This window comes from Streptomyces sp. SID3212 (assembly GCF_009865405.1).
In the GTDB taxonomy this organism is placed as follows: domain Bacteria; phylum Actinomycetota; class Actinomycetes; order Streptomycetales; family Streptomycetaceae; genus Streptomyces.
This window is the reverse complement of record NZ_WWJY01001124.1, coordinates 1-2,157: the sequence shown is the minus strand read 5'-3', so window position 1 is coordinate 2,157 and position 2,157 is coordinate 1. Positions and strand designations below refer to the sequence as shown.

Sequence of the window (2,157 nt, the reverse complement as noted above, 5' to 3'; positions counted from 1 at the left end):
AGCCCCGCGGCGCGGCCCCGCCACACGCTGGCGGAGCTGACCCGGTGGCTGACCGACATGCGGGCGGGCGCGCCCGGTTCGGTGCGCCGGGTGCCCCTCCGCGACACCGAGCGGGCCGGCTGGGTACGTACCGCCGACGCCATCGCCCGGCCGGACGGCGGCGGCGCGTTCGCCGTCATCGGCGCCAGGGTGGAGGCGGACAACCGTGAGGTGACCTCGTGGTCGCAGCCGCTGCTGGAGCCGACCGGGACGGCTGTGCACGCCTTCCTGGCCACCCGGCTCGACGGTGTCCTGCACGTCCTGGTGCAGGCGTACGAGGAGGCCGGGTCGCTCAACGGCCCCGAGCTGGCCCCGACCGTCCAGTGCCTGCCGGGTGAGCGCTCCCGCTACCTGGACGAGGTGGTGTCGGCCCCGGCCGCACGGGTGCACTACGACGTCCTCCAGTCCGAGGAGGGCGGGCGCTTCCACCGCGCCGAGAGCCGCAACATGCTGGTCGAGGCCCCGGAGGGATTTCCCGTCGAGCAGCCGCCGGAGTACCGGTGGGCGACGCTCGACCAGCTGGCCCGGATCACCAGGTTCGGGCACCACGTCAACATCCAGGCCCGCACCCTGCTCGCCTGCCTCCCCAGCACGTGGTGACCCCGCCGGCGCGCCGCCGCCTCCCCGCACCGGCCGTCCGTACCGCGGCACCGGCCGTCCGTACCGCGGCACCGGCCGGGTGCCCGTCGCGCGCCCGCACCTCCGAACTCCCCTAAGGAGACCCGACCATGACCGAGCTGCCGGCGAGAGACCTGGCCGAGCCCCAACCGCCCACGGGGCCCGGCACCTCTCCCGCCCACCCGGCGGGCGACCCGTCCGGCTCCTACCCGCCCGCCCGGCTCGACACGCTGACCGGGCTGAGGTTCGTCGCCGCGCTCCTGGTCTTCCTCTACCACTCCTTCGTGGAGGTCAGTCTTGTCAGCGGCGACACCGGCCTGCGGCTGGGCTCGGCCATGGACCGGGGCGGCAGCTACGGCGTCGGGTTCTTCTTCGTCCTGAGCGGCTTCGTCCTGACCTGGTCCTACCGGCCCGACACCTCGCGGGGACTGTTCCTGCGCCGGCGGCTGGCCAAGATCTTCCCGAACCACCTGGTCACGCTCGCGGCGGCGATCCTGCTGGCGGTCAGCACCGGCGCCGCTCTCGGCGTCTCCGACTGGCTGCCCAACCTCTTCCTCCTCCAGTCCTGGTGGCCGGATCCGGTGGTCTCGTCCTCCGGCAACCCGGTCAGCTGGTCGCTCTCCTGCGAGCTGCTGTTCTACCTCGCCTTCCCGTTCCTGCTGGCGGCGATCGAGCGGATCCCGCGGCGGCTGCTGTGGCCCGCGACGGTGGCCGTGGTCGCACTGTGCGCGGGCGCGGCGCTGGTGGGGCGGTACGTGATCTCCAACGAGCCGGCCCTGCCGTACCCCGGCTTCGAGTCGATGTCCTTCCACCAGGTGTGGTTCGTCTACTGGTTCCCGCCGGTACGGATGCTCGACTTCGTCCTGGGCATCCTGGTGGCCCGGCTGGTGCTGACCGGCCAGTGGGTACGGATCGGCATGCTGCCCGCTCTCGCCGTGGCCGTCGCGGGGTACGTGGTCTCCACCTACTCCACGTACCTGCTGGGCGTCGGCGGCATCGCCTCGGTGTGGCTGGTGCCGCTGATCGCGAGTGCCGCGACCGCCGACGCGCGGGGCACGGTCTCCGTGCTGCGCGGCCCCGTCTGGGTCCGGCTCGGCGAACTGTCCTTCGCCTTCTACATGGTGCACTACCTGGTGCTCACGCAGTTGCGCAAGGCACTGGGCCCCGAGTGGACCTCCTCGCTCGGGGTCGAACTGCTGGTCGTGCTCCTCGGCCTCGGGCTCTCCCTGGGTCTGGCCTGGATCCTGTACACGCTGGTGGAACGCCCGGTGACCGTGCGGGCCGGCCGACGCCGGAGCACCACTGCCGGTGCCCCGTCCTGACCCTCCTCCGGATCCGCCCCGCCCGGGGCGGCTCCCCCGGACCCCGAAGGAAGCAGACGGTATGACGGCTCACGTCCCCCTCCCGGCCGAGGCCCCGCTGATCACGGTGCTCGGCGCCTCCGGCTTCGTCGGCTCCGCGGTCACCGCGGCGTTCAGCCGGCTCCCGGTCCGGCTCCGG

At 73.3% G+C, this 2,157-nt stretch carries 2 protein-coding genes; both read left to right on the top strand.

What is annotated here, in order from left to right:
- The coding region (locus GT042_RS33315; RefSeq protein ID WP_202534453.1) for an NDP-hexose 2,3-dehydratase family protein at nucleotides 1-639 on the top strand (639 nt) is incomplete at its 5' end.
- Between the two features lie 128 nt (nucleotides 640-767).
- Entirely contained in the window at nucleotides 768-1,979 is a 1,212-nt protein-coding gene (locus GT042_RS33310; RefSeq protein WP_161312414.1) for an acyltransferase, read from the top strand.
- Nucleotides 1,980-2,157: the final 178 nt, after the last annotated feature.